This window comes from Campylobacter sp. RKI_CA19_01122, from assembly GCF_025771325.1.
Taxonomy (GTDB): Bacteria; Campylobacterota; Campylobacteria; order Campylobacterales; family Campylobacteraceae; genus Campylobacter_D; species Campylobacter_D lari_D.
Window position 1 is genome coordinate 71755 of sequence record NZ_JAKMPZ010000007.1, and the last position, 26487, is coordinate 98241.

A 26487-nucleotide genomic window follows, 5' to 3' on the forward strand; every position below is an offset into this window, starting at 1 on the left:
CTTTTCATGTTTTATTTATATTTTTTTGCTCTAAGATATATTTTACCTCTTGCTCAAAAAATTCATACACCCTAAGCTGAACCAAAGATTCTTCTTCATTTTTATCTATTAAACGCTCAAGTTTATCAAATTTTATCTTTTGTATATATCTTGGATTTTTTTTCAAAAGCAAAGCAATATTTTTAAGTAAAGTATCCAAACTAAGCTCACTTTTTAAAACTCTATCTACATATTCTTTAGAAGTTTGCACCAAAATTGCTTGCCTGCTTTTATCTTTTGGATAAATTTCACTAGCAATATCAGCTAAAACTTGCCAAATTTCTGCTTTTATATTTTTATTTGCCACAATAATAGCCGCAAAAGATTTTGCTCTAAATTCTAAAGACAGATGACTAGGAACAAAAAATTCTCTAAATTTAGATAAAAAATTTGCAAATATACTCAACATACTTCACCTCAATGTTTTTTAAGATATTTTAAGATATTATTTCAACTGCCTTCTCTTAGACCTGTGCAATGCTATTTTTAAGCACCGCTTCAGGGTGGGAACACAGCAGAGCACTTAGACTTAGTGTGTGCCGCAGTCATCTGGGAGAGGGTTTTTAAAGTTTAAAATACCATTTAATATCCTCACAAATTTTAAAGAAATTTACCCCATTAATAGTCGGATTTGTTTTAAAATACTCATGCATTCCCACAAAACCGCTTTCAAGCTCTTTAGACTTTACTCCATAGCTAATCGATAAAGCCGCTTCTATAAAAGCTGCTAGCTTATCACAATACTTCAAAGCCTTTCCATCAATAGCCTTAAAACGATCCTCATTAACCGCATCTAAACTACCACTATAAACACTTGGTTTGTTATTAAAAATACGATTTTCAAATTCATTTTTTACAAAGGCACTTTCTTCATTTTGTCCTTCTCTAATACCAAGTATATAACTAAATTCTTCTCTAAAAGATAGTGGTATAAAAGGTAAAATTTTCTCATTAATAAGTTTCATTTCATACTCATTGATGATTTCATTTAAACCATCTATGCCATATTTTACCGGAGAGATGATATCTCTAGTTAAACTTTCGGGTAAATCATGAAACAAAGCACAATAAAAATTGCTTTCTATCCTACCATCGCATGCTTTTACTTCTAAAGAATAAAAATAAGACAAAATAGCTACCACAAGCATATGTCCTAAAACCGCAGTTTCTGGAATCCTTGGAGTTTGTGCCCATCTTTTTTGAAAACGCAAGCGTCCGCTTAGATCGATTATTTTAGAAATTTTTCGATTAAGGGCTATTTTTCTTGCGCCAATTAACTCATAATAATCTTCTAATTCTTCTTCAACCTTAGCCTTAATCTCATCAATATCACTTAAAAACGAGCTAGTTTGATAAACTATATTAAACTCCCATCTTGTCGCAAAATACGAAGCAGCTTTTAAAACAAGCCTTTCTTTTGCACAATCTTTACCTTGCAAAAAAAGCTCATAGCGTTTTAAAAACTCACCATTTTCTATATCTTGAATCATCGGTGCGATTTTACTTAATACCCAAGCACTTACTTGCTCATTTTTTGCGCGCGTTATCTCATGATACACATCAGGGCGTATATCAGTCACTACCACCCTACTTAAAAACTCAAAAATTCCTGCTTCTATGATAAAACGCATATTGACATCTTTTTCCATTTTAGCAATGAAATAAGCAATGATAAATTTATGTGCTTGTTTATCAAGCTCAACTAAATTTGTCATTCTAGGATAATCATTCCACCTTGATATAGAAGCAGCTTTAAAAATATGCTCTATCAATTCTACACTAATCATTTATTTCCTTTTTTTGCTGTGATTTTACTTTATTTTATAATCTTTAGCAAATTTTAGATATGTTTGAAAACGAATTAGAGTGATTAAAAGCTTTCTATATCACTTAACTTAAGATAAACCTCATCATTTTTACTAAGCTCTTTGTGATGATAAATACTAAAAATATGTCCTTCCAAACTCACGCCTAGCTCATAAAAATCCCCATAAAACACGCATTCTAAAACGCTAGCCTTTAAAGGAGTTTGTGTTGTTGAAATTTGTATATCATTAGGGCGTAAAATGCCATTTTTACTTTGTAAATATGCTTTAAAATTCTCATCTAAAATTGTATTTGGATCTATAAAAAATGCTTCGCCCAAAAAACAAGCACTATCTATATTTTTAGGCTTACAAAAAAGCTCTTTAGCACTTCCATAGTCTAAAATTTTCCCATCCTTAATCAAAGCAATATTGTCTGATAAATAAAAAGCATCGTCTTTATCATGCGTAACAAAAATAGCACTAAGCTTATGCTCTTTTAAAATATTTTTGATTTCTTTGCGCATTTTAACACTTAAAGTGTGATTTAAATTTGAAAAAGGTTCATCAAAAAGTATGATTTTTGGCCTTGCGACTATGGTTCTTGCTAGTGCTACTCTTTGAGCTTGCCCACCACTTAGCTCATTTGGATAGCGCTTTAAAAGTGTATTTAAATTTAAAATTTCCAAAACCTCATCAAGTCTTTGTTTTTGCTCGTTTTTACCCAAAGAGCTTATACCAAAGCATATATTTTCTTCTACATTTAAGTGCGGAAACAAAGCATAATCTTGAAACAAAACCCCCACATCACGCTCTTGTGGGGCTAAATACATACTCTTAGAAGCAACTAGTTTATCCCCTATATAAATACTACCATCATTGATTTCAAAAAAACCAGCTATACAACCAAGCAAAGAACTCTTACCACAGCCACTTTCTCCCAAAATACTGACAATCTCGCCTTCTTTTAAGCTCAAAGAAATTCCCTTTAAGACCTCTGTTTTTCCAAAAGATTTGTAAAGATTGTCAATTTTTAAGATTTCCATTATTGTCCTTTTTGGTTGTTTTTATTTTGCAAATAATGCATTAAAAATGTAGGGATAATCCCAAATAACACTATAATCAAAGATGGCAAAGAAACATTATAAATTAACTCATTTTCACTATAAGCAAATACAAGCGATGAAAGCGTTTGAAAACCTGAAGGTGAAAGTATAGTTGAAATAGGTAATTCTTTTAAAATATCCACACAAATAATCACCACAGCCAAAGCTAAATAATGTTTCATCAAAGGAAAATGAATTTGAGTGAAAATTTTAAGTGGTTTTGATTTTAAGGTTAAATTTGCATAGTCTATATTTTTAGAAATTCTCTCATAGCCTGATTGAGTTGCAAAAATTCCAGAAGCTAAAAATCTCACAAAGTATCCAAAAAACAGCACTAAAAATCCACCACCTATGGCATATTCAAAAGACAAAAGATCAAAAATATAATTTAACACACCCAAAATCACTAAAATTCCCACAGCTACCACAGCTCCAGGTAAAGAATACCCCAAAGTCGTAAGCCAAAGGATGATTTTAGAAGCTTTTGTATCATTTAAACGCACCACAAAACATAAATAAAATGCCACTCCCACAATAGCAAAAGAACTCACCAAAGACACACTAAGACTATAAAATGCAGGTGTTAAGACATTGCTTAAATTTTGCATAAAATCAAACCCGGCCCAATAAACAAGCCACATAATAGGCACGACAAAGGCTAAAAATGCCACTAAAAAGCACCATAAAAAGGCTAAAAATGCCCTAAAGCCTTTTAACTCATCTTTTGGGGTAGGTAAAAATACATTTTGATTAAAACCTTTTTTACTTCTTTGAATTTTTTCTAAAAGCATTAAAAATGCGATAAATACAAGTAAAGCCACGCTTAAAGCCACAGCACTGACTTCATCGCCACCACTTCCCCATGTTCTAAAAATTCCTGCACTAAAAGTATCTACGCCAAAATACGCCACCAAACCATAATCACTCAAAACCTCCATAGCCACCAACAGCAAAGCACCCACTATACCCACACGACAAAATGGTAAAATCACTTTAAAAAATGTTTTTAAATTAGAAGCCTTAAGTGTTTTGGCACTTAAAATGATATTTCCAAGTCCATAAGCAAAGGTATTTTTAGCAAAAAAATACACATAAGGATAAAGAGCAAAAGATAAAATCACAATCACGCCATATGCATTCATGATATCTATACGCCTATCAACACCTAAAAGCGTGGGAATTAAGCCTTGAAATTCAAACAAATCAATCCAAACAAAACCCATTACATAAGAAGGTATAGCCAAAGGTAAAATCAAAAACCATTCAAAAAATTTCGAGCCAAAAAATTTATAAAAAGCTATCAAATAAGCACTAATTAATCCTATAATCAAACACAACACTAAAGTCCCAAACAATATAAAAGCACTACCAAAAATATACCTTGGTAAGACATTTTTACTCAAATGTTTTAAGGTATTAATATCTATAAAAGGAAGGTGTAAGATAATAGCAAGTATAGGCAGTATGATTAAACTACAGAAAAAAAAGGTGGCAAAAGACCACCTTAAACTTAAAAATTTCAAATTTTATTTTTCCTTAAAATTATTTCCATTGAACTTCATCAAAAATCATTAAAGCTTCTTTAGCATTACCCCAATAAGCTTCAAAATTTGGCTTTTCTACTTTAAACTCACCCCAAGATTGTAAAATTTTAGCAGGTTTTACTTCTTTATTTACTGGATACTCATAGTTTTGGTTTGTTAAAATTTCTTGTGCTTCTTTTGAAAGCATAAACTCAATAAATTTAACCGCAGCTTCTTTATTTTTAGAAGTTTTTAAAACACCTATACCGCTTACATTGATATGTGTTCCTCTATCATCTTGGTTTGGAAAAATCACTTTTACTGAATTTGCAGCTTCAACATCTTTAGGATTTTTTGAATTTGCTAGATGTCCTAGATAATAACTATTTGATATAGCCACATCGCCTTCTTTTGCATAGATTGCACGAATTTGATCACGATCCCCACCTTTTGGAGTACGTGCAAGATTATTTGCTATGCCTTGAGCCCATTCTTTTGCTTTTTCTTTACCCAAAGTGTCAATCATAGCACTTAGTAAAGAGATATTATAAACATTATTTGAACTTCTTACTAAAACTTTACCTTTAAATTTAGGATCAGTTAAATCCTCATAAGTTTTAACCTCCCCATCTTTAACTCTATCCTTAGAAGCGATGATGATTCTTGCTCTTGTTGTAAAAGCATACCATTCGTTATTTTTGCCTCTTAGCTCTTTTGGAGAAAGTTTTTCTAGCTCAGGCGAGCTAACTGAAACAAAAAGATTATTTGTGCGAACTTGTTCTAAATTTCCCGCATCAGCAGTCATAAATAAATCTGCTTTTGAATTTTTACCTTCAACTTCTAATCTTTTAGCAAGCTCATTAGCCTTAGCTTGCACCACATTTACACTAATGCCTGTTTTTTCTTGAAATAATTTGAAAATTCCTTTATCAGAATCATAATGACGATGAGAATAAATCGTAAGCTCTTGAGCACTTAAGCTCATAGCAGCTAGTAAAGATAGTAAAACTACTTTTGCTTTCATTTTATAAATTTCCTTAATTTTAAATTTTGAAATTGATAAGGATTATTATATTAATAATTCACTTTATATTTACTTAAATTGATATACATAATCAATTTAAAATAAAATAATACAAAATTAACATAAATCAAGATATTTTTTCTCTTATTTTTATATAATCATCAAAAATACAATATACAAAGGAGATAAAATGACACAAGAGCAAATTCAAATCATCAAAGATTGTGTACCAATTTTACAAAAAAATGGTGAAGTTTTGACAAAAGAATTTTATAAAATCATGTTTGAAGAATATCCTGAAGTAAAACCTATGTTTAATATGGAAAAACAATCTTCAGGCGAGCAACCAAAAGCTTTAGCAATGGCTATTTTAATGGCAGCAAAAAATGTAGAAAATTTAGAAAATATGAGAAGCTTTGTTGATAAAGTAGCTATCACTCATACAAAATTAAATGTCAAAGAGGAGCATTACCCTATAGTAGGTGCTTGTCTTTTAAAGGCTATTAAAGTAGTGTTAAATGCAGATGAAACTACACTAAAAGCTTGGGAAGAAGCTTACAAAGCTATCGCACAATTTTACATAAACATTGAAAAAGAAATTATGCAAAAGCTAAGTGACAATAGGCTTTGATTTTTCAAAGCCTATTTTAAAAACGCTATCCCCGCTTTTGCTATTTTTACATCCTCATCTAAGTGTGCTCCACCCACACCTATACCACCAACAACAACTCCATCTATAAAAATCGGTACCCCACCAGGCATAATAGAAAACTTATCATCTAAATAACGAATATCTTCAGGTATTTTACCCTCTTTTACACCTTTAAAAATAACTGCTGTTTCTCTTTTTTGTGAAGTGGCTGTGTAAGCTTTTTTATAACTAGCATTAATCGTATGCACACCTGCTTTATCATCTCTTAAAACTGCTAAAATTTGACCAGATTTATCTACTATGGTAATACTTACATGAAAGCCATTTTTTCTTGCTTCTTTCTTTGCAAGATCCAAAATCCCTTCAACCATTTGCGAAGTTAGAACAGGCTCTTTTACAAGCTCAAAAGATTTTGCCATCAAACTTACTCCTAAAAATAAACATAAAATAAATAATTTTTTCATTTTTATCCTTTAAAATTTTTCTACTGCATTTTTTGCTAGTTCTTTAATATCGCCTTTTAATTCACAAATTTGACCATTTTGTGCGAGTAAAATTCTATCAGCCATGTCAAAATATACTTCATCATGTGTTATAGCAAATATTGTAATGCCTTTTTGCTTTAAAAGTGGCAAAAGCTTAGTATAAAAAAACTTTCTAAACATAGGATCTTGATCAGCTGCCCACTCATCTAATATTAAAATATCTCTTTTTTCAAGTAAAGCATTAAGCATAGCAAGGCGCTTTTTTTGTCCAGCCGAGAGCTTTATAGTGCTAAAAGTATTTTCCACAAGCTCTACTTTTTCATTTAGTTCTAAAATTTCAAGCCAGTATGCCAAGTCCTCTTTGCTAAATTTCTCATCTTCTAAAACATGCTCAAATAAATGAAAATCACTAAAAATCGCACTAATTAAACTTCTATATTCATAAATATTTTCTGAAGTTATTTTTTCATCATCTAAAAAAATATCCCCTTTAAAGTCTATAAAAAGTCCTGCTAAAATCATAGAAAAAGTAGATTTACCACTACCATTTTTCCCTATTAAAAATACGCATTCGCCCTTTTTAAGCTCAAAATTTACAGGTTTTAGTGCAAAATTTTCATTATAAGAAAAAGATACATCTTTAAAACAAAGTTTTTGCCAAGTTTTTTTATTTTGACTAATTTTAAACTCATGAGAATAATTTTCTAAATTTAAATTTGAAATTTTATCTAAAGCGATTTTTGCCATCATAAGCGTAGGAAAACTTCCTATCATAGCTCCAAGTGGCGATCTTAAAAAAAGCACACTTAAAGCAATAGTAGTAGCACTTTGCAAACTAGCAAGTTCATAGCTTAAAGCTATATAAAACTCCACTCCTACTAAAGCTAGCATGGCGCTATTGCTCCAATTATTAGATAAGATATGTAAAATATTTCCTATAGTGGAGCTTTTTTTCTTTTTTAGAGCATTTTTTTCAAACTCGTTTTCATAATAATACTTTGCCCTTAAAGGATTTAAGGTTAATTCTTTATGCCCTTGTAAAATATTTTGATAGTTTTTTTGCAAAGCATCATCATTTTCCCTAGCATTTTTAAAATAAAAATACACCTTACTCATCAAAAAATTATCCACCAAAAAAACACACACTATCCACACAAAACACAAAAAGAAAATTTCTAAAGAAAGATAAGCTATATAAGCACTTACACAAATAATCAAAACACTTGATTGTATGAATTCAGGAAGTCTTAAAAGTCCAAAAGAAATACTACGCACATCATTATTCAAAGAAGCCAAAATCTTTGCTTTAGTAGTATTTAAAATACTCAAAACACTTGTATCTAAAATTTGCTTTACAACCCTTCTTTGCATTTTAAAAATAAAACTTTGTCCAAACGAGCTTAAAGCAATTTCTACAAAAGAAGAACTCGCAAAAAATACAAGCAACAAAAGCACAAAATACACGATAATATTTGAGTTTTCAAGATTAGCTTTTAATAAAAATTCATTGATAAAAACTAAAGTCAATACACCTAATATACTCGTAAAAATACTAAAAAGCAAAAAAAGAATGATTTTTAATTTGCTTTCTTTAAATAAAAAAACTAAAAATTTCATTTAATCTAAACCTTAACTCTAAAAGCAAATTATATAACAAAAATATGCATAATAAATTATTTATATTGTTTATGTTTATTTATTTTTATTTAACTATAAATAAATTTTGTTATAATATATTTAAAAATTACATATTGATATTAATAATTATTTAAGGATAGCTGATGTCTAGTTTTTCTAACCATATTCTTTTATCTGGTATTGTTATTTCTATCTTATTTGATCAAAGTCTAGCGCTACCTAGTGGTGGTAAATTTACACATGGAACTAGTGGTTCTATTAGCATAAATGATAATCATATGAATATCCACGGAAATGGGCAAAATTCTGTAATACAATGGGGGGGGGGATTTAGCATAGGCAAAAATGAAAGTGTAAATTTTAATGGCTCTAACAAAAACTACCTAAACATTGCTCATGGTACAAGTAAATCCACCATAGAAGGTTTATTAAATGCAAGTGGCAATAATGTCTTTTTAATCAATCCTAATGGAGTAATCATAACTAAAACAGGAACTATCAATGCTAATCGCTTTGTGGCTTCAACCTCATCAATAAGTTCTGATGAAATACAAAAATTTGCAAATGGAAAAACAAACACCATACAATCACCCATTATAAAATTAGATAAAAACAATGGCAATGTAGTTAATATGGGAAATATTAACGCTGAAGAAGTTGTCTTTATAGGAAATAAAATTTTGTTAAATTCAAATATTAAAAATTCAAATGATTTATTAACCAAAATCAACTCAAAAAACATCAAACTTATAGGAAACGAAATAGACATTGATACATCAAATATAAACGCAAATTCTTTATCAAAATTAGAAGTAAGCGCTAAAGAAAGAGGTTCTATATATTTAAATGCTAGTGGATATTACTACGATCCTAATTCTTTTGCAGTTTTTGATAAACTTAAACAAGCTGATTTTCAAAATATAAAACATAATAATAACTCTTTTAACATATATGATTTTGTAGGAATATCTTCAGATGTTGATTGGTGGCATTTTGCCAAAGGTTGGAATGAAAATAAAAAAGATTTTAGAAATACAGCTACCGAATACAGACTAACAAATGATATAGATTTTAAAGGAAAAAACTATGCAAATTACTGTATAGAAGGATATGGTTGCACCAATATGATAGTAGGATATAAAGATCCTATTTACAATGATAATTGGGAAATTATAGAAGATAATAGCTTTTATAATAAAATTTTTGACGGACAAAATTTTGCTTTAAAAAATATATTCATAGATACAAATGTATTATCAGATTCTTTAAGATATGTTGGTATATTTGGAAATGCTAATGGTTCTGAATTTAAAAATATAATAATTAATTATAACGATAATTCTATTCTATCAAACTCAATGTATACTGGAGGTTTTGTAGGACATGCAAGTGGTGGTAGTAAATTTGAAAATATAGAGTTAAAAAATATCTCTAAAATCTCTACACAAAATAAAAACAACCTCTACGCAGGAGGTTTTATAGGATATGTTAATGGTGCTAACTTTAACAAGATTGATATAAAATCAATAGGAGAAATCAGCGGTATTAGCCTTGAAAATAGATCACATATTGGAGGTTTTGTAGGTGGAATTAACAATGGAAAATTTGAAAATATAAACATATCACAAATAAATAAAATTATTAATGATAAAACAACAAAAGCAACATATACGGGTGGTTTTGCCGGAGAAGTATGGGGAGGAAAATTTAGCAATATCGATATAAGACAAATTGATGAAATTAATGGAGGCTTTGTTACAGGTGGTTTTTCAGGTAATATAGGCTATGCTGATCTTGAAAATATAAATTTAGATATAAACAACATAACCTCCACTTTTACTACTTTACGCCATACTTATGCTGGCGGGTTTGTAGGAAGTATTGATTCTGGTGATACTTATTTTAAAAACATCAATGTGCGTGTTAAAAATGTAAAAAGCATTAGTCAAGATAACAAAGATGGCTCATTGGAAGAAGATTTTTTTGATACAGGAAATGCTTATGCTGGCGGGTTTGTAGGTTTTGCTAATGGAGGTGTTTTTGATAATATTAGCATAGAAGCTGAAAAAATAGAAAGCATTAATAACAACTCCATGGAAGGCACTCGTGCTGCAAGTGGTGGCTTTGCAGGAAAAATAGAAGGATATAGAAGTGATAATTTATCTCTTTCAAATATCACAATAAAAAATATTGACACTATTTCAGGCAAGATTGAAAAAGACAAAAGCGGAATGGTAAATGTTGGAGGTTTTGCAGGATGGATTCAAAAAGAAGGTAAAGGAAGTTTTTCTAACATAAGCATATATGATATAAAAAATATACAAGCTTATGGACAAAAAGACTTTGCCAATGCTGCTGGGTTTATCGGATATATTGAAGGGCGTTCAATGTTTCAAAAATTTAATTTAGATTTTAAAAATATATATTTATTTTTTGAAAATGACTCCCAAATACAATCTTTTGCAAGTGATGGTAAAAATTTAAGTGGAAAATTTATTAGTGCCTATAACGATAAAAATGTAAATTTAGCTTTTAAGAATATACATATTTATCATCATGAAAATGATTTTAATGATGTTTTTAGCGACTTAAAATTATGGAAAGATATGAAAATTAATATTCATACCTATAATGATGATAATAAAAATTTAAAATTTGAAGATTTTTTAAGTAAAGATAATACAATAGCAAGACCTATTATAGAACTACCAAAAAAACCAGATTTTTCAAATAAAATAGAAATTAATTACCCAAATATAGACAATATCATACAAGAAGAAGCCATCCTCAGTAAAGATGATTTATATGAAGATGTCATCAAAAATGAAATTCTAGCGGATCTTATCAATCAGCATTATAAAATATATATTGATGTTTTATTGGATATGTTAGCAGAAAAAGATTATAATCTAATGACAGAAGATGAAAAAGTAGATTTTGTGGCAAAATACTTCATCAAAGATACAGCAAATAATAAATCACAAGCCTTGAAGATAGTTCAAAGTTTAGATTTTATAATGGCTTATCAAAACAACGGATTAAATAATGCAAATAATGATAAATTTGAAGAAGGTGTAAAAGATTTTTATCAAAACAATATAAAATCAAATATAGACAAAACAATTGAGAAAAAAATAAGTATATTAGAAATTCTAAAAGGAGAGTTAAAAGATATAGTTTTAAATTCACAACAACTTCTAAAAGAATTGGAAAATATAAAATTACAACTTCAAATAGCAGAAAAATCTTATAATGACTATATAAAAAACAATTCTTCACTAGATCCTAATAAGCTAGCTCAATTACTTAAAAATATCAATATGCTAGAAAAACAACAAGAAACAATAGCTTCCAAATTAGGATTAGCAGAAATTAAAAATAAAATAGAATATCAACACAATAAAGGTAGTTTTTTAATAATGGGAGATTATCAATATGACTTATATAAACCTATTTTAGAAAGCATTGATCTAACACCTAGTATTCCTGTTGAACCTGATTTACCTTGGACTGATCTAACACCTAGTATTCCTAGCATTCCTACACTAGAAAACAATCAAGCAAAATCAAGTCTAAACAATAGTCAAAACTATCCTGCAATGATTAATGACAATATTGCTAATTTATTTTTATTTAATTCTTTAGGAGATGATTTAGTTAAAGATGAAATAATAATCAAAGAAATTGGGGAACTTGATATAGAAGCTCGTAAAAAAACTTGTATTGTAAGTGATGGGTTTAAAGCTATGAACCCTTGTGCTAATTAAAGAAAGTTAAATGCATAAGATTATTGTTTGCACCTTAATCTTAGCATGTGCTTTACGAGCTACAAATGACAATATAAAAATAATAGAATTATCCCCTGATAGAAATATACCACAAAACAAAGCTTTAAAAGAAAATTTAAAAACCGAACAAAATTATGAAAAATTTCAAGATGCTAGAGAAATCATAAATACACACCAAGAACATTATGAAAAAGAAATACTTACTCACTATAATTTTCACATCACAAACAAAGGAATTGATTTTGAAAATTTAGGAATTGAAGAAGAGGAATTACATAATCTCATATTAAATTATGAACAGAAAAAATTTAATATCCAAGATTTGCAAGATGTATCAAATATTGTTGCTTATTATTTCCAAGTTAATGGCTATCCTGCTGCAACAGTGTTTATTCCAAAACAAAATTTTGAAGATGGCAATATAGAACTAAACATTGCTTTAGGAGTATTTGGAAAACACATAATAGAAAACAAAACCTCGATCAAAGATCATTTCATAAAAGATAAATTAGATAAAAAACTTAAAGGTAGAATTATCTCCACTAAATTAATAGAAGATAGCGCATATAAAGTCAATGAAATGTATGGAGTACAAACCCTAGCAGGCTTACAAGCAGGAGAGAATGTAGGAGAAACTGATGTAGTTATAGAAGTAGTTCCTGATACTAAGGCTAATGTATTATTATATGCTGATAATTATGGTATTGAAAGTTCTGGTAAATATAGAATAGGCATCAGCATGGGATTTAATTCTATATTTAATATGGGAGATTATTATAATTTTTACTTACAATCAAGCAATGAAAAACAAATTAACTATGGGGCTAGTTATACTTTCTTTTTAGGAAATTTAAAAATTACTCCAAGTGTATCAAAAGGAAATTATTCCTTGGGAGAAGATTATGAAAATGCCGGATTTTATGGTACTTCTAGAAATTTCGGTATAGACTTTTCTTATCCTGTGTGGATTAATACCAATTCATCATTTTACTTTACTTCAAGTATTTATCATAAAATACTTAGTGATACAAGTGCTGGATTTTTAACTTTTAATAAGCATTCTAATGTAGGTAGTATGGGTTTAGAAGGTTTATTTAGAAATTTTCATAACACTTTTATTTATAGTACCAAAATCAACCTAGGCAAGGTCTATGACGATGGGGTTAATTTTTTAGGCACTAATTATAAAAATAATAGTAATGGCATGGGTTGGTTTAGAAAACTCAATGCTAGTTTGAATAATTATTATAGTATTAATGAATACATTACTCATACTTTAAATATAAACTATCAAAAGGTATTAGGGAATTTTGAATTAGATTCCTCTGAGAGTTCATCTTTAGGTGGAGCTTATGGGGTAAGAGCTTATGATAATGGAGAAGGTGATGGAGATAATACCATAGTAGCTAACTTTGGTATAAGAATAAATATACCAAATACTAATTTTTATTTTACTCCCTTTTATGATATAGGTTATGCTTGGTATGAAAAAGCTTCAGGGGATAGATTAGCAGATGAGCATTTTTTAGATGCAGTAGGCTTACAAATACTTTATAATAAAGCTAATGAGTATTATATAAAACTTGATGCAGCAAGAGCAGTTCATCAGTATAAATATGATGATGAACATAGAATGAAATTGTATTTAAGTGGAGGGGTGTATTTTTAACTACCACTTAGAAAATACACTCTAGTAGCTAAATCTTTAAAAGCTTTAGAGTGGATTAGACCTTGACAAGCTTTAGATTTTGAAGTGCTTGCAAATTCACTTTGACTAAAAGCATTTAAAGCCTCATCTAATTGAGTTTTTATGCTTTGATTTTTAGGATCTTTCAAAGCTTGATTTTTTAAATCTGCTATATTTTGGGCTTTGCTTTTTTGAGCATTATCTACCATAAGCGCTAAAAGCAAAACACTTTCTTTATCTACAAAAAGCACTTTAAAACACTGCTCATCATTTCCCACACTAAAATCAAGCTCTTTGGTGGAATTTTGCAAAGTTGATAAATCTTCATTTTTTATATTTGCTACATTGCTCATTAAAGCTATATTTGAAAGACTTTCATTTTTTAATATATAAGCACTTATATCATTAATAAAAATTTTTAAATTTCCCAAAGCTTGAACTACACTTGCCTCATCTTTACTTGTGCTAAATTTTGGCAGAGCAACCGCAGCTAAAACTCCAAGTATAATTACTACAAACACAAGCTCTATAATAGTAAAAGCTTTTTTCATAATATGCCTTGTAAGTTTTTTACCTTAGGCTTTATAAGATCATCTTCTATATTTACAAATTCTTTACGCTCATAAGCCTCACAAGCTGCCCTTGCTATCATCAAAGCATTATCCGAACAATACTCAAGCGGAGCTAGCAAAAGCTCACATTGATAACTTTGGCATAAATGCTCTATTTGACTTCTTAAGCTTAAATTTGCACTAGCTCCGCCTACTATACCAAAGCGTTTAAATTTATACTCTTTAAAAATTTTTTCTAACTTGTTTAAAATATGAGCTATGGCTGCTTTTTGAAATGCAAAGGCAATTTTACTTTTACGCTCCAAACTTAATTCTTCTTTTAAAATTTCCAAACGCACTTGGTTTTTAAGTCCTGAAAAACTATAAGCTAAATCTTTAGAATGAAGCAAGGGTATGCTAAATTCTAAATCATTTTCTTTTACATTTTTAGCTAAATTTTCTATGATAGCTCCGCCAGGATAGCCAAGATCCATCATTTTTGCTACTTTATCAAAGCTTTCTCCAAAGCTATCGTCGGTTGTTCTTGCTAATTCTGTGATTTTACCTTGCTCATTAATAAAAAGCACCATAGTATGCCCACCACTTACAAGCAATACACCCATATCAAAATTAGCTTTTTTATCTAAAAACATAGAATAAATATGCCCTTTTAGATGATTAATCGCAATGAGCGGTAAATTTAAACTAATAGCAAGCATTTTAGCCATAGCTACCCCACCTATCAAACTCACACTAAGGCCAGGTTCATTTGTAACTGCTATGGCGCAAAGTTTATCAAAGTATTTTTGGCATCTTTTTAAAATCTTAGGTAAAGCTTCACTATGTAATCTTGCGGCAAGCTCGGGCACCACCCCTCCATAAGCACTATGGGCATTTTCTTGAGAAATTTTTGTATGAAAGATACACTCAAAGCTATTTTTATTAATGATAGCAATAGAACTATCATCACAAGAACTTTCTATGGCAAGAATCAAATCTCTCATTGAAATTCCACTAAAATCATACCGATAAATTTATCTTTTTGTTCTGCTTTTTCTATGGCTTTTGCAGGTATATTTGCTTTTTTAATTTCTTTAAAATTAGTCTTTCTTTCTAAAACTTGATCGGCTAAATTTGCATTCTTTAGCTCATAAAATTCTACTCTGTAAATTTTTCTTTTTTTATCCAAAGAATAACGGCTTTGCATTTGGTTTTTGCTTATAACAATATCACTTTCATCAACACCTCTATCAAAACCTATAACATTAACTCTTACACCTGCTATAGAAGGTATTTTAAAATTATCTTTTACCATAATTTTTTGAGCAAAATTTGTTTGTATATTTTTTCCATCTACTATCACTTCAACACTATCTAGAGCATTTGAAAATTCAAAATATTCAGGATACAATCTTGTTTGCAAGCGATTGCCATAATTGATTGAATATGAGTTAGCATTGGAAATTACTGCAGTAATCTCATTACTTGCTTCATAATTTAAAGCTTGATTAATAGGAAAAGGTAAAAAATTTATAGCACTAGCAGGTTTATCAAGATAAAGTAAAATTTTATCATTAAAAAGTTTTACCTCTAAAGGCTTTTCAATAGCTCTATAAACTCCATTTGGAGTTAAATCGAAAGTTCTTTGAAATTCTATATTTGCCTTTTTTAGATAATACTCCACCGCCAAAAGATGATAATATACTCTTAAATGCGTTGGCAAATTTTTGCTCGCTTCATTAGCAAAGGCTGCTTTGTGATTTGACACCACAAAATAAGTTAAAGCCTTTAGCATATCTTTATCATTGCTTTCTTGGGTTTTGGTGTTTTTTAAATGATATTGATGTTCTTCTTTAACCAAAGCTTTATTGATATTTTCCACTGCTTCTTTAGCAATATTTTCCAAATCTGCATATTTAGTAGAATTTACCTCACTTTGATCAATAATACTAGTATTGCCCCAGCGATTTGGATTTTTATCTTTGCTTTCATATTGAGGTCTGTAAAATCCACTTCCATCGTGCAAATTTATAACCATATTTACCTCAGGTTCCAAAATAAGCTTTTTTATGCGCTCTATAGTGTGAAAATCAGGATCGTTTTCATCTATATGGGCAAATTTTCTATTTAAATCTCCAAAATTTCCTCTATTTCTAGCAATAATACTTTCAAAAGCTAAATTTGGTGCGACAATAATTTTACCTTTAGTGATATTATAATCACTCAAAAGCAAACTAGCAGCATGAAACCCACCTGGCTCATCTCCTTGTATACCTCCAAGGATTAAAACCGTATTATTATCATCTAAACTTTTTCCATTTTCTTTAACGCTAAACTCTAAAGCAAAAACCACATTTATAAAAATCAAAATACTTAAAAAATATCTCACTTCATTTCCTTATCTAAATAAAGCCTAACTTGCTTATCATACTCAAAAACATCTTCAATTTGGTTAATCTTTGGCACACCAAAATAATCCAATGCTTTAAAAATACCCTTGGCTATGTCTAAAAACTGCGCTTTTTGGGCTAAAAATTGATACACCATATATTCATTTGCACTATTTATAATCACACCCAAGTCAGGCTTTTTCAAAAGCTCATCTTTAAGTGAAAATATAGGATATTTTTTTAAACTAATTTTTTCAAATTTTAAACTTGGCATAGCTAACAAATCCAAATTTTCTATAAAGCTTTGTTCATGCTCATCTAAAATAGCTTGAGCTATAGACAAACGCATATTTGCATGAGAAAAATATGCACTCATACCACCATCTTTAAATTCACATAAAGCATGCACTAAAGACTTTCTTTCTATCAAAGCATCTATTTGTTTAATACCATAAAGATGATAAGCTTCGATAATTTCAAAAAGTTTATTACACATGCTAGCACTATCTATGGTGATCTTAGCTCCCATGCTCCAGTTAGGATGCTTAAGAGCTTCTTTTACACTGACATTTTTTAAATCTTTGATTTTATAATTATAAAAGGCCCCGCCACTTGCTGTGATAAAAAGTTTTTTAATATCTTTTCTTTTATCTATCAAGCACTTTAGTGCTGCATGTTCGCTATCTATGGCTTTAATCTTAGAAGTGTCAAAAAATTTCCCTGCTACTACTAAGCTTTCTTTGTTTGCCAAGGCTAAAATTTTACCAAGCTTTTGCACCATAAGACTTGAACTTAAGCCTGCAAAACCTACTATAGCATTTACCACTAAAGAACTTTTGCACTCAGCTATCATCGCTTTTAAACCCTCTTGACCACAAAAAATCCTATCATGATCAACTAAGGTTTTATCTTTTTCATCTTGTATACATACAAATTTAGGCTTAAAAAGAGCTATTTGCTCATTTAAAAGCTTGATATTTTTACCGCAAGATAAGGCTTCTATGTTTATGTTTTTCTCTTTAGCAATAAAAAGAGTATTAACTCCTATACTTCCCGTGCTTCCAAGTACGATCATACTAAAGTTGCCATTGCAAATGCTGCAATGATAACAGCATCAATTCTATCTAAAACTCCCCCATGCCCTGGGATTAAATTACCACTATCTTTAATACCTGCTTGTCTTTTAAAATAACTCTCAAGCAAATCCCCTATCACAGCAAAAATAGCTACGATTAAAGATATATAAATACTTTTTATCAAGCTAAATTCAAAAGAGCCTATGATGGTTCCTAAAATCCCCGCACAAACAATGCCACCTACAACACCTTCTAAGGTTTTATTTGGACTTGTTAGAGAAAAAGCTCTCTCGCCAATTAGTTTTCCTATAAAATACGCCCCACTATCGCAAGCAACGACAATCACTATAAGCCAAAATAATACAAACATACCCTCATAACTTAATACTTGATAAAGCATTAAAATAGGCAAAGTAGGATATATATAAGGCATAAGTTCATTTAAATTTTCACTTTTTTTATAAACTAAATATCCTAAAATCAAAATCAAAGCCAAGAGGCCTATAAAGAAAGGTTTATCTAAAAATGCTCCTATTGCAAAAACACACAAAGCCACAAAAACACTTGCATGTTTGCTTTTAAACATAGTTTTTGCTTCATTAAATGCCAAAAACAATAAAACACCAAAAATCGCAAAATTAATCAAAAAATTATCCACCAAAGCAACAACAGCTATCACAGCTATCATCACAATAGCACTAAGAATTCTTGTCTTTGAAAACATTTTTATCCTTTCTATATACTTAAATCAAGCAAATGAGAACTTTTTTTAACTACTTCTTGCCCCTCTTGTTCATCTTCATCTTCTTGCTCTTGTTCTTGATGATGTTTAGAATGCTTTTTTTCTTCCTCTTGCCTTTCTTTTACCTCATCGCTTACTTCATGAGTTTGATTAACTTTTTCAAGTTTTTCAACCGCCTTTTCTTTTGCTTGAAATTCACTCATATTTACCAAAGTTGCAAAAGAATCTTTTGCCAATTCATTACTAGCTTGTGCTGAATGTACTGGTGCATTTTGGTTAGCAAAATGAATACCACCTATGGGACTTATAGGCATACTTACTCCTTTAAAACGCTTAAAGTCTTATAATTTGTATAATTTACAAAAGCCTTTTCTTTTATTTTTACAAAATTCTTACTAGTATAATCGACCAAATAAACTCCAGAACTTAGCTTGGAAAATTCCACACAAAGCTTTGCTGCAAATTCTAGCACTAATTGACTTATTTTTAATTTATTTGAAGTAATGATCACATGTGCACTAGGATAATCTTTCACATGCAGCCAAATATCATCTTTTTTAGCTATTTTTAATAAATACTCATTAGCTTTTTCATTGCGTCCTACGCTGATTTTAAACTCATCAAAATAAAAGCTACTAACCCCTGCATTTAACTCTTCTTTTTTTGTTTTTTTTGTTTTTTTAGGCATTAAAACTTCTAATTCTCTCAAAGAAGTGCTTTTAGCAATTAAGTCTTTTAAATTTATTAAAAAATCAAGTTTTTCACTTAAAATTTCTCTTTCTATATTGATATTTTTAGCCTTTTGTTTTAGCTTTTTAGCCATTTTATAAAATTCATTCGCACTATTTTTAGGTGTATCTTCGAGCTTAAAAGCAAGCTCATTTGCATTAAAATCTTGCAAAATAAATTCTCTTTGATAATCTTTTAAAGAATTTAAATTAGCAAATAAAACATCTGCTTTTTGGCTTAATTCTTGAGCTTTTTTTAATAAATTACTTTCTTGCTCTAAATTTTCTATACTCTCTTTAAGAGTAAAGATTTTTTTATCTATATTTAAAAGTTTATTTTCTTTAATATCTTTTATGCGCTCTTGCTGTAACTTTTTAGCACTTTCTTTAAAATACACATTAAAATCATCAATCTTTACAAATTCTTCTTTTATCTCATAAGCTTTTAAAGCTTGGAGTTTTTCGCCTATTTTTACAACGCGGTAGCTTTTATCTATATGACGCAAAGCTTCTATAATAATATCATCAGCGTCTGTGATGATTACATTAGTGTTTTTTCCTGTAAATTCAAAATAAATCTTAGCCCCATAAGCTTTATAAGATTTTTCCGATAAAACTTCAAAAGATAAAATTCTATTATTTTCTAATACTTCTAAATTTAAAATCTTTGCGTTAGAGAAGTATTTTTTTAGCATAAAATCAAAAGGTGCATTATAGACTTTTGCTTGGAGTTTATCTTGGTAAATTCCACTTTTTCCACGCGTTAAGTCTAGTATAAAAGCTTGATGGTCTAAGCTAAGCTCTAAGATATTATCATCAAGGCGTTTGAGATAATTTAGTCTTTGAAATTGTTTAAAATAATCTTTTATTTGTATTAAATCTGTATATTTCATAAATGTATTATAAAATATTTTGATGAATTTATGAGGTTTTTATGAGTGAAAAAATTCCCTATCCTTGTGTGATTTTATGTGGTGGAAAATCTTCGCGTATGGGAGAAGATAAAAGCTTATTACAAGTAGATAATAAAAACTTAACTCTTTATCAATATGAAAAAATGTCAAGGATTTTTAATCAAGTTTTTATTAGCAGCAAAAAAGATAAATTTCATCAAAAAAACTTAGCACTTATTTTAGATGAGGATTTAAACAACTACTCTCCACTCATTGCCTTAAATTCCATACTTAAACATTTTAAAAATACCTATGTATTTATCCTTAGCGTGGATACTCCAAACATAAACAAAGAAAGTTTTTACAAGCTTTTTGATCATCTAAAATCACAAAATATACTCTTAGCAAGCACAAAAAAACACAAGCATTATTTATGTGGATTTTATCATAGTAGGAATTTTGAAAAAACTTTGCAATTTTTACAAGAAAACAATCACAAATTAGCCCTTTTTTGTGATACAATGAAAGCAGAATTTATAGAATTTGAAGATGATAATGAGTTTATAAATTTAAATTATTTTAAAGAATATAAAAAGTGGCTTCATGAAAAAGACAATTCTACCCATAGTATGTGCTTTTAGTGCTTTAGCAAATGAGGATTTATTCAATCAAGCCTTAGAATATGAAAATCAAGGTAAGTACAAAAAAGCTATGCAAATTTATAAAAGCTTAGCTTTAAAAGAAAAACAAAAAGAAGCAAGTTTAGAAAAGTCTTTTAATTTTGAGCAAAATACATCCAAAGAGAAAAAATTAGATGATATTAATCCAAAAAATGAAGCTTTAGCAAACTACCTTGGCACAGAAAAATCATACAATCCCTTTGGTATTAGCACGCATAATCTTAGCTATTTTATGCCTGTTTCTTATAGTTTTAGCAAGAGAGATTATAAAAGCACTGAAACTAAATTTCAAGTAAGCCTTAAAAAAACTCTTTTTGAAAATCTTTTGGGTTTAAATGAAAGTTATAACATAGGCTATACGCAAATTTCATGGTGGCAACTTTATAAACATTCTGCTCCTTTTAGAGAAACAAACTATTTACCTGAATTTTTTATCAACTTTCCTATAAGCGGATATGGTGCTTTTGAGAATTTAAAAGATATACGCATAGGCTTATTACATGAATCTAACGGGCAAAATGATCCAAAATCAAGATCATGGAATAGAATTTATCTAAGCAATGCATGGTTTTTTGGCGATTTTATGTTCATACCTAGAGTTTGGCTAAGAATTCCTGAAAAAAGTTCAGAAGATGATAATCCTGACATAGAAAAATATTTAGGTAATTTTGATATTAATCTTGCTTATACCCAAGATGATTATTTTATCAATATATTGTGGCGTAATAATTTAAATTTTGCTAATAACCGCGGTGCAGTAGAAATAAGTGGAGCTTATAAAATTTCTAACAATGGCTTATATATTTACACTCAGTATTTTAACGGATACGGCGAGAGTCTTATTGAGTATAATAAATCTTCAAGCAGACTTTCAAGTGGAATATTGTTAATGTATTAAAATGGAAAAATTTTGCTTTATTAAGTTTATCATTAATAATGAAAAGTCTTTTAAAAGATTGTGCGATTTGTTTAATTATATCAAAATCTTAAAAGATGAGAATTTACAAATAGAAGATTTATACACAGATAAAAGTATATATAATTTTTACAGCAAAAAAGAATTAGAATATTTCTCAAGCAAAGATTGTTGGGAGTTTGATGATATTTTTGACTGCATAGGAAATGGAGAATACTATTTTCACTCCATAGAAAAAATAGAGGAAAATATCGCCAAATTGTATTTTTACCCCATTTCTTTTCCTTATGGTGGAGTTGAACCTATAATCGAGTTTATAAAATCATTTCAAATGAAAATTCTTACAATTGATTGTGGTTATATGGAAGAATTTGAATATTAAAAGCCTTTTTAGACTTTTAATATTTTAAATTAAGAAAAATGCTATAACACTACCCAAGATAAGCAAAGAGCCATTAAAGCATAAAAAGGTTGGTATACAAGTATCTTTTATATGATCACCTTGCTTATCTGCATTAAGCCCTACACTCACTCCCAAAGTCGTTTCACTAGCAGGTGATCCTGCATCTCCCAAAGCTCCAGCAACACCGATAATAAAAATAATCGCAGCAGGTGAAAAACCAAGTTCTATACATATAGGACAAAATAAGGCAGCGATGATAGGAATAGTACCAAAAGAACTGCCTATACCTATAGTGATTAAAAGACCTATAGCTAGCATAATAAAAATAGCTAAAAAGTGACTTTGCTCCATAAAAGGCACGCTTGTTTTTACAAGCTCAGCTATACCTCCACTTTGTTTTAAAACCTCTCCATATCCTGAAGCAACAAGCATTACAAAAGCTATATAACCCATGATTTTAAGCCCATCATCAAAAACTAAATTAACTTTGTTATACTCTACTCCACCCAAAATTACCATCAAAACAAAACCTAAAAGCCCTGATAAAGGTAAATTGTGCGTTAAAATTTGCAAAATCAAAGTCAATCCAAGGCCAGCTAAAACTCCCCATTCTTTTTTACTCATTTTTAGATTTTCAAAATCCATTTTGGCAATTTGTTCTTCTTGATATTCTCTTGGCTTAGCATAAAATACAAATACAGCCAAAAACAGACCAACTAACATACAAATAGCCGCAAAAGCCATAGTTTGAGAAACTTCTCCTAGGCTAATTTGCACCCCATTTGAATTTAAATTATCCACAAGCAAAGTTTGAAAAATAAGTCCAAAACCTAAAGGCACAACCATATAAGGTGTGGTAAGTCCAAAAGTTAATGCACAAGCTATGGCTCTACGATCTATTTTTAATTTATTAAAAAGTTTCAACAAAGGTGGAATTAATAAAGGCACAAAAGCTACATGGATAGGGATTAAATTTTGCGAAAAACAAGCAATAAGTGCCAAAGAAAGTATAAGTAAGTATTTTTTATGTGAAATATAATGCGAAACTATTTTAATCAAATATGCTGTTAGATTAGTTTTTGATATAGCAGCGGCCACCGCTCCAAGCAAAATATAACTTAGTGCTGTTTGCAAATTCCCTTGCATACCATCAATTAAAACTTTCATAGAATCCATCATTGCTTGCGGAAGTTGGGTAAAAAAATCCACCAAACTTAAATGCTCCATATGCATAAATTTAGACCAAATACCTACAAAAAGCCCAGAAAGCAAAACACTAAGTAAAACATTAAACCTAAAAAAACACAAAAGCGTCATTAACAAAACGCCTATAAATACTGGATTAGTTAAAAGCATTACATTCCTTAAATCAAAATAATTGCACATTTTAAATAATTTTCTTTAAAATACTATTTAAGTTTAAAAAATTTAAGCAAAAATTGCAAAATAAAAGCATAAAATGATAGTTTTTACTTTAAAAAAGGATACAAATGAGAAGTGACGCAATCAAAAAAGGACACTTAAAAGCACCAAATCGCTCTTTACTTAGAGCATGTGGCTTAAATGATGAAGATTTTAATAAGCCTTTTATAGGTGTAGCAAATAGCTATATAGATATCATCCCGGGACATTTTTTCTTAAATGAATATGCAAAAATCATTAAAGATGAAATCCGAAAAAATGGCTGTATTCCTTTTGAATTTAACACCATAGGTGTTGATGATGGTATAGCTATGGGGCATGATGGTATGCTTTATTCTTTACCAAGTCGTGAAATCATCGCAAACTCTATTGAAACAGTGATGAATGCACACCAACTTGATGCACTAATTTGTATCCCAAATTGTGACAAAATTACTCCAGGTATGCTCATGGGGGCTTTAAGAGTTAATGTGCCGACTATTTTCGTTAGTGGTGGACCTATGAAAGCAGGAGTAAATAAACACGGAGAAAAAATCAGTCTAAGTTCTGTTTTTGAAGCAGTGGGAGCTTATGAGGCTAAAAAAATCGATGAAGACGATTTAAAAGATATAGAATGCAAAGCTTGTCCTAGCGGTGGATCTTGCTCGGGTATGTTTACTGCAAATTCTATGAATACTTTATGCGAGGCTATGGGTATAGCACTAGAAGGAAATGGAACTATTTTAGCACTTAGCAAAGAAAGAGAAGAGCTTTTAAGAAAGGCTGCGCGTAGAATTTGCGAGATTGCCTTAGATGAGCGTTTTAAAATTCGCAATATCATTACTAAAAAGTCCATTAATAATGCTTTAGTTGTTGATATGGCTATGGGTGGAAGCTCAAATACTATCTTACATATGCTTGCCATTGCTTATGAAGCAGGTGTAAATTTGGATATAAAAGAACTCAATCACATCAGTGCTAATGTGGCCCATATAGCCAAAATCGCTCCATCTTTAAATACTGTTTATATGGAAGATATACACAAAGCAGGTGGAGTAAGTGCGGTAATAGCTGAAATAGCTAAAAAACCAGGCCATATTTTAGAACTTGACACTCTAGATATTAGTGGAAAAACTTTAAAAGATCGCATTGAGAATGCTGATATTAAAGATGAAAACATTATAAAAAAAATAGACAATGCCTATTCAAATGTAGGTGGGCTTGCTATACTTTTTGGGAATTTAGCTGAGCAAGGCTGTGTGATAAAAACTGCAGGTATTATGGGCGAGCGTAAATTCAAAGGAAAAGCAGTTTGTTTTAACTCTCAAGAAGAAGCCATTAAAGGCATTATAAAAGGTAAAGTTAAAGAAGGCGATGTGTGCGTGATACGCTATGAAGGACCAAAAGGTGGACCTGGCATGCAAGAAATGCTTAGTCCGACTTCATTACTCACAGGCATGGGGCTTGGTGCTAAAGTTGCACTTATAACAGATGGTCGTTTTAGCGGAGCTACAAGAGGACTTAGCATAGGCCATATTTCTCCTGAGGCTGCAGAAGGTGGTCTTATAGCGCTTTTAAAAGATGGCGATGAGATAGAAATTGATGTAGATACTTACAGCATTAATGCAAATTTAGCCCAAGATGAAATTGCTAAACGCAAAGCAAATTTTAAAATGCCTTATAAGCAAATAAATTCAAGATGGCTTAAAATGTATCAAAAGCTTGTTAGTAATGCTAGCAAAGGCGGGGTTTTAGACTTAGAATAATTTTCTTAATTTCTTAAAGAAATTAAGAAATATCTTTTTAAATGTAAAACAAAATATGAAAAATTATGTTAAAGTGGCCGGGAGAAAGGGATTCGAACCCCTGGAGGTGTGACCCTCAACGGTTTTCAAGACCGCCGCTTTCGACCACTCAGCCATCTCCCGTAAAAAGAATAAAAATATCAAGTATTAACATCGCATTGGAGGCGACATCCGGATTCGAACCGGAGATCAAGGCTTTGCAGGCCCATGCCTTACCGCTTGGCTATGTCGCCTTGAGTTACCAAAAAGTGGTGCCCGAGGCCGGACTTGAACCGGCACGGAAGAAAAATTCCGAGGGATTTTAAGTCCCTTGTGTCTACCAATTCCACCACCCGGGCGGGTGATAATGGAGCGGGAAACGAGATTCGAACTCGCGACCCCAACCTTGGCAAGGTTGTGCTCTACCCCTGAGCTATTCCCGCATTAAAGTTGAAATTATACTTATTAAAACTTAAATGCACATAAAAAATATAAAAACTACATATGTTTTCAAAAAGATAAAAAATTTTTATTTTTTTCTAATTATTTTATAAGTAAAATACCCGGCCAAAAAATAACTAAAAAGGAACAAGTATGTTTAAATTTAACAGTTTATCTAATAAATTGACAACAATAGCCTGTTTTTTAATAGCTATTATACTAATAGTTGTTAATATGATTAGCTATTATCAATCTAAAGAAAGCACTAGTTATTATCTAGAAGAAATTCAGAAAAAAACTATGTTTGATGTTAATTCAGCATACAATATATATTCTGGAGCAAAAAGAGATGCCATTGCTTCTATTGTTAAATTTGTAGAAAAAAATCCAAGGGTTAATTCTGGCGAACTATTTGATATATTAGAAACAGTAAAAGAAGCAGCTGGCTTTAATGTAGTATATATTGGATTTAATGACGATGGAAAATTATATCAATCTAACAGAATTATTAGAAGTCCTGAAGAAACCGGATTTGATGCAAGAACAAGGTCATGGTATCAAGAGGCCAAAAGCGTGGGAAAACTTGTAGTATCAGATCCTTATAAAAGCATAGAAGATGACTCTATAACAGTTTCTTATACAGCTCCAATATATTCCAATGGAAAACTCTTGGCAGTAGTTGGAGGTGATTACAACCTGCATACTTTTGCAAAAGATGTATTAATAATGGGTCGC

Annotated in this window: 23 protein-coding genes, 4 tRNA genes and 1 other RNA gene; 9 read left to right on the forward strand and 19 right to left on the reverse strand. The window is 30.2% G+C overall.

All coding sequences use genetic code 11. The features are described 5' to 3' along the window. Positions 1–4: 4 nt before the first annotated feature. Entirely contained in the window at positions 5–448 is a 444-nt protein-coding gene (locus tag L8U37_RS05275) for a hypothetical protein (protein ID WP_133319033.1), read from the reverse strand. 52 nt (positions 449–500) lie between these two features. On the opposite strand from L8U37_RS05275, the gene ffs reads away from it, so the two are divergent. Then, an RNA gene (gene ffs / locus L8U37_RS05280) (signal recognition particle sRNA small type) lies at positions 501–598 on the forward strand. 4 nt (positions 599–602) lie between these two features. Here the strand turns inward: ffs and L8U37_RS05285 are convergent. From L8U37_RS05285 to L8U37_RS05300, 4 genes are all read right to left on the reverse strand, one after another. Next, complete coding sequence (locus L8U37_RS05285) at positions 603–1826, reverse strand: HD family hydrolase (protein ID WP_263691730.1); 1224 nt, start codon at positions 1824–1826, stop codon at positions 603–605. An 83-nt stretch (positions 1827–1909) separates the two neighbouring features. Next, entirely contained in the window at positions 1910–2890 is a 981-nt protein-coding gene (locus L8U37_RS05290) for an ABC transporter ATP-binding protein (RefSeq protein WP_263728749.1), read from the reverse strand. Then, positions 2890–4473, reverse strand: coding sequence for an ABC transporter permease (locus tag L8U37_RS05295; RefSeq protein ID WP_263728750.1), 1584 nt, complete (start codon positions 4471–4473; stop codon positions 2890–2892). Before L8U37_RS05295 ends, L8U37_RS05290 begins: the two co-directional genes overlap by 1 nt. Positions 4474–4492: 19 nt before the next feature. Continuing rightward, the gene (locus tag L8U37_RS05300; RefSeq protein WP_263728751.1) at positions 4493–5497 is read right to left on the reverse strand and encodes an extracellular solute-binding protein; all 1005 of its coding nucleotides are present in this window, start codon (positions 5495–5497) and stop codon (positions 4493–4495) included. 190 nt (positions 5498–5687) lie between these two features. Between L8U37_RS05300 and cgb the strand changes: the two genes are divergently transcribed. Then, positions 5688–6128 carry a single-domain globin Cgb gene (cgb, locus tag L8U37_RS05305; RefSeq protein WP_263728752.1) on the forward strand — a complete coding sequence of 147 codons (441 nt, stop codon included), beginning with the start codon at positions 5688–5690 and terminating at the stop codon, positions 6126–6128. 11 nt (positions 6129–6139) lie between these two features. Here cgb and L8U37_RS05310 read toward each other — a convergent pair whose 3' ends face one another. Both L8U37_RS05310 and L8U37_RS05315 read right to left on the reverse strand, forming a co-directional pair. After that, positions 6140–6613: a GlcG/HbpS family heme-binding protein gene (locus tag L8U37_RS05310; RefSeq protein WP_133319039.1), complete on the reverse strand. Its 474-nt coding sequence runs from the start codon at positions 6611–6613 to the stop codon at positions 6140–6142. Positions 6614–6622: 9 nt separating this feature from the next. Beyond that, entirely contained in the window at positions 6623–8251 is a 1629-nt protein-coding gene (locus L8U37_RS05315) for a multidrug ABC transporter permease/ATP-binding protein (RefSeq protein ID WP_263662901.1), read from the reverse strand. Positions 8252–8415: 164 nt separating this feature from the next. On the opposite strand from L8U37_RS05315, the gene L8U37_RS05320 reads away from it, so the two are divergent. Both L8U37_RS05320 and L8U37_RS05325 read left to right on the forward strand, forming a co-directional pair. Continuing rightward, positions 8416–12039, forward strand: coding sequence for a filamentous hemagglutinin N-terminal domain-containing protein (locus L8U37_RS05320; protein WP_263728753.1), 3624 nt, complete (start codon positions 8416–8418; stop codon positions 12037–12039). Between the two features lie 10 nt (positions 12040–12049). Then, on the forward strand, positions 12050–13729 hold the full coding sequence (locus L8U37_RS05325; protein WP_263728754.1) for a ShlB/FhaC/HecB family hemolysin secretion/activation protein: 1680 nt from the start codon (positions 12050–12052) through the stop codon (positions 13727–13729). On the opposite strand, the gene L8U37_RS05330 is transcribed toward L8U37_RS05325, so the two are convergent. Genes L8U37_RS05330 through L8U37_RS05360 form a run of 7 tightly spaced genes read right to left on the reverse strand, consistent with a single transcriptional unit; the run spans position 13726 to position 20127 of the window. Further along, entirely contained in the window at positions 13726–14298 is a 573-nt protein-coding gene (locus tag L8U37_RS05330; protein WP_133319043.1) for a type II secretion system protein, read from the reverse strand. The two genes, L8U37_RS05325 and L8U37_RS05330, sit on opposite strands and share 4 nt — an antisense overlap. Next, positions 14295–15302, reverse strand: coding sequence for a tRNA (adenosine(37)-N6)-threonylcarbamoyltransferase complex transferase subunit TsaD (gene tsaD, locus L8U37_RS05335; RefSeq protein ID WP_263661599.1), 1008 nt, complete (start codon positions 15300–15302; stop codon positions 14295–14297). The genes L8U37_RS05330 and tsaD overlap by 4 nt, the downstream gene beginning before the upstream one ends. After that, positions 15299–16687 (reverse strand): M99 family carboxypeptidase catalytic domain-containing protein, encoded by a 1389-nt coding sequence (locus L8U37_RS05340; RefSeq protein WP_220566709.1) that lies wholly within the window; start codon positions 16685–16687, stop codon positions 15299–15301. Before L8U37_RS05340 ends, tsaD begins: the two co-directional genes overlap by 4 nt. Further along, the gene (dxr, locus tag L8U37_RS05345) at positions 16684–17763 is read right to left on the reverse strand and encodes a 1-deoxy-D-xylulose-5-phosphate reductoisomerase (RefSeq protein WP_133319046.1); all 1080 of its coding nucleotides are present in this window, start codon (positions 17761–17763) and stop codon (positions 16684–16686) included. The genes L8U37_RS05340 and dxr overlap by 4 nt, the downstream gene beginning before the upstream one ends. Then, positions 17760–18488: a phosphatidate cytidylyltransferase gene (locus tag L8U37_RS05350; protein WP_263665114.1), complete on the reverse strand. Its 729-nt coding sequence runs from the start codon at positions 18486–18488 to the stop codon at positions 17760–17762. The genes dxr and L8U37_RS05350 overlap by 4 nt, the downstream gene beginning before the upstream one ends. 11 nt (positions 18489–18499) lie before the next feature. Then, positions 18500–18820 (reverse strand): hypothetical protein, encoded by a 321-nt coding sequence (locus tag L8U37_RS05355; RefSeq protein ID WP_133319048.1) that lies wholly within the window; start codon positions 18818–18820, stop codon positions 18500–18502. A 2-nt stretch (positions 18821–18822) separates the two neighbouring features. Then, on the reverse strand, positions 18823–20127 hold the full coding sequence (locus L8U37_RS05360; protein ID WP_263665115.1) for an NFACT RNA binding domain-containing protein: 1305 nt from the start codon (positions 20125–20127) through the stop codon (positions 18823–18825). Positions 20128–20168: 41 nt separating this feature from the next. On the opposite strand from L8U37_RS05360, the gene L8U37_RS05365 reads away from it, so the two are divergent. From L8U37_RS05365 to L8U37_RS05375, 3 genes are read left to right on the forward strand one after another with little or no spacing between them, the layout of a single operon-like run. Beyond that, the gene (locus L8U37_RS05365) at positions 20169–20768 is read left to right on the forward strand and encodes a molybdenum cofactor guanylyltransferase (RefSeq protein ID WP_263659548.1); all 600 of its coding nucleotides are present in this window, start codon (positions 20169–20171) and stop codon (positions 20766–20768) included. Continuing rightward, complete coding sequence (locus L8U37_RS05370; protein WP_133319051.1) at positions 20731–21705, forward strand: phospholipase A; 975 nt, start codon at positions 20731–20733, stop codon at positions 21703–21705. Before L8U37_RS05365 ends, L8U37_RS05370 begins: the two co-directional genes overlap by 38 nt. A 1-nt stretch (position 21706) precedes the next feature. Next, positions 21707–22105, forward strand: a complete 399-nt coding sequence (locus L8U37_RS05375) for a hypothetical protein (protein WP_039629213.1) — start codon at positions 21707–21709, stop codon at positions 22103–22105. Between the two features lie 24 nt (positions 22106–22129). Here L8U37_RS05375 and L8U37_RS05380 read toward each other — a convergent pair whose 3' ends face one another. Further along, positions 22130–23482, reverse strand: a complete 1353-nt coding sequence (locus L8U37_RS05380) for a Na+/H+ antiporter NhaC family protein (RefSeq protein ID WP_412174902.1) — start codon at positions 23480–23482, stop codon at positions 22130–22132. Positions 23483–23616: 134 nt separating this feature from the next. On the opposite strand from L8U37_RS05380, the gene ilvD reads away from it, so the two are divergent. After that, entirely contained in the window at positions 23617–25293 is a 1677-nt protein-coding gene (gene ilvD, locus L8U37_RS05385; protein WP_263728755.1) for a dihydroxy-acid dehydratase, read from the forward strand. A gap of 74 nt (positions 25294–25367) precedes the next feature. Here the strand turns inward: ilvD and L8U37_RS05390 are convergent. The 4 genes from L8U37_RS05390 to L8U37_RS05405 form a co-directional block, all read right to left on the reverse strand. Then, positions 25368–25455: transfer RNA gene (locus L8U37_RS05390), tRNA-Ser, on the reverse strand. 36 nt (positions 25456–25491) lie between these two features. Beyond that, positions 25492–25565: transfer RNA gene (locus tag L8U37_RS05395), tRNA-Cys, on the reverse strand. 16 nt (positions 25566–25581) lie between these two features. Continuing rightward, positions 25582–25670 (reverse strand) — tRNA-Leu (locus tag L8U37_RS05400). A gap of 9 nt (positions 25671–25679) precedes the next feature. Then, positions 25680–25754: transfer RNA gene (locus tag L8U37_RS05405), tRNA-Gly, on the reverse strand. Between the two features lie 151 nt (positions 25755–25905). On the opposite strand from L8U37_RS05405, the gene L8U37_RS05410 reads away from it, so the two are divergent. Continuing rightward, positions 25906–26487: cache domain-containing protein (locus tag L8U37_RS05410; RefSeq protein WP_263661590.1), on the forward strand; the 582-nt coding region annotated here is incomplete at its 3' end.

Bases quoted from the DNA above. Each gene is read 5' to 3' on its own strand.
- L8U37_RS05325 (WP_263728754.1), top strand. From the start codon at position 12,050: ATGCATAAGATTATTGTTTGCACCTTAATCTTAGCATGTGCTTTACGA.
- L8U37_RS05320 (WP_263728753.1), top strand. From the start codon at position 8,416: ATGTCTAGTTTTTCTAACCATATTCTTTTATCTGGTATTGTTATTTCT.
- L8U37_RS05330 (WP_133319043.1), bottom strand. From the start codon at position 14,298: ATGAAAAAAGCTTTTACTATTATAGAGCTTGTGTTTGTAGTAATTATA.
- L8U37_RS05350 (WP_263665114.1), bottom strand. From the start codon at position 18,488: ATGTTTTCAAAGACAAGAATTCTTAGTGCTATTGTGATGATAGCTGTG.
- L8U37_RS05275 (WP_133319033.1), bottom strand. From the start codon at position 448: ATGTTGAGTATATTTGCAAATTTTTTATCTAAATTTAGAGAATTTTTT.
- L8U37_RS05285 (WP_263691730.1), bottom strand. From the start codon at position 1,826: ATGATTAGTGTAGAATTGATAGAGCATATTTTTAAAGCTGCTTCTATA.
- L8U37_RS05360 (WP_263665115.1), bottom strand. From the start codon at position 20,127: ATGAAATATACAGATTTAATACAAATAAAAGATTATTTTAAACAATTT.
- L8U37_RS05315 (WP_263662901.1), bottom strand. From the start codon at position 8,251: ATGAAATTTTTAGTTTTTTTATTTAAAGAAAGCAAATTAAAAATCATT.
- L8U37_RS05380 (WP_412174902.1), bottom strand. From the start codon at position 23,482: ATGCTTTTAACTAATCCAGTATTTATAGGCGTTTTGTTAATGACGCTT.
- L8U37_RS05375 (WP_039629213.1), top strand. From the start codon at position 21,707: ATGGAAAAATTTTGCTTTATTAAGTTTATCATTAATAATGAAAAGTCT.
- L8U37_RS05310 (WP_133319039.1), bottom strand. From the start codon at position 6,613: ATGAAAAAATTATTTATTTTATGTTTATTTTTAGGAGTAAGTTTGATG.
- L8U37_RS05290 (WP_263728749.1), bottom strand. From the start codon at position 2,890: ATGGAAATCTTAAAAATTGACAATCTTTACAAATCTTTTGGAAAAACA.
- tsaD (WP_263661599.1), bottom strand. From the start codon at position 15,302: ATGAGAGATTTGATTCTTGCCATAGAAAGTTCTTGTGATGATAGTTCT.
- dxr (WP_133319046.1), bottom strand. From the start codon at position 17,763: ATGATCGTACTTGGAAGCACGGGAAGTATAGGAGTTAATACTCTTTTT.
- L8U37_RS05370 (WP_133319051.1), top strand. From the start codon at position 20,731: ATGAAAAAGACAATTCTACCCATAGTATGTGCTTTTAGTGCTTTAGCA.
- L8U37_RS05355 (WP_133319048.1), bottom strand. From the start codon at position 18,820: ATGCCTATAAGTCCCATAGGTGGTATTCATTTTGCTAACCAAAATGCA.
- L8U37_RS05300 (WP_263728751.1), bottom strand. From the start codon at position 5,497: ATGAAAGCAAAAGTAGTTTTACTATCTTTACTAGCTGCTATGAGCTTA.
- ilvD (WP_263728755.1), top strand. From the start codon at position 23,617: ATGAGAAGTGACGCAATCAAAAAAGGACACTTAAAAGCACCAAATCGC.
- cgb (WP_263728752.1), top strand. From the start codon at position 5,688: ATGACACAAGAGCAAATTCAAATCATCAAAGATTGTGTACCAATTTTA.
- L8U37_RS05365 (WP_263659548.1), top strand. From the start codon at position 20,169: ATGAGTGAAAAAATTCCCTATCCTTGTGTGATTTTATGTGGTGGAAAA.